The organism is Mycobacterium sp. 852014-52144_SCH5372336 (assembly GCF_001665615.1).
In the GTDB taxonomy this organism is placed as follows: domain Bacteria; phylum Actinomycetota; class Actinomycetes; order Mycobacteriales; family Mycobacteriaceae; genus Mycobacterium; species Mycobacterium neumannii_A.
Window position 1 is genome coordinate 1 of record NZ_LZSW01000002.1, and the last position, 833, is coordinate 833.

The following is an 833-nucleotide window of genomic DNA, read 5'->3' on the forward strand; positions in this document are numbered from 1 at the left end:
TTTGGTGGGGAGGCGCTCGAGCCGCAGCGGTTGGCGTCGTGGTTGGAGCGTCATCCGGGGTTGCCGCGGATGATCAATATGTATGGGATCACCGAGACCACGGTGCATGCTTCGTTCCGTGAGATCGTGGCCGCCGATGTCGATGCTGCGGTGTCCCCGATCGGGGTGCCGTTGGCGCATTTGGGCTTTTTCGTGTTGGACAAGTGGTTGCGTCGGGTGCCCGCCGGTGTGGTCGGGGAGTTGTATGTCGCGGGTGCGGGGTTGGCGTGTGGGTATTTGGGCCGCCCGGATCTGAGTGCGACGCGGTTTGTGGCGTGTCCGTTCGCCGATGCGGGTGCCCCCGGGCAGCGGATGTATCGCACGGGCGACCTGGCGTCGTGGGGTGCTGATGGGCAGCTTCGCTATCTGGGGCGTGCTGATGACCAGGTCAAGATTCGTGGGTATCGCATCGAGTTGGGTGAGATTCAGGTCGCGTTGAACGCCCTCGATGGGGTGGAGCAGGCCGCGGTGATCGCTCGGGAGGATCGCCCCGGTGACAAGCGTCTGGTCGGCTATGTCACCGGCAGTGTCGATCCGGTGGCTGCGCGCACCGCGCTCAGCGAACGGTTGCCCGCCTATATGGTTCCGACCGCGATCGTGCCGCTGGACAAGCTGCCGTTGACGGTCAACGGCAAGCTCGACACCCGCGCCCTGCCGGCACCGGAATACCAAGACATCGACCACTACCGGGCACCGGGCAATCACACCGAAGAAGTCCTGGCCCGCATCTACGCCCAAGTCCTGGGCCTGGACCGCGTCGGCGTCGACGACTCCTTCTTCGAACTCGGCCGACA

1 protein-coding gene is annotated in these 833 nt (G+C 65.1%); it reads left to right on the forward strand.

The window, feature by feature from the left end; all coding sequences use genetic code 11:
• Nucleotides 1-833 (forward strand): AMP-binding protein (locus tag A5759_RS00025; protein ID WP_156616754.1); only part of this gene is annotated, 833 nt, incomplete at both ends.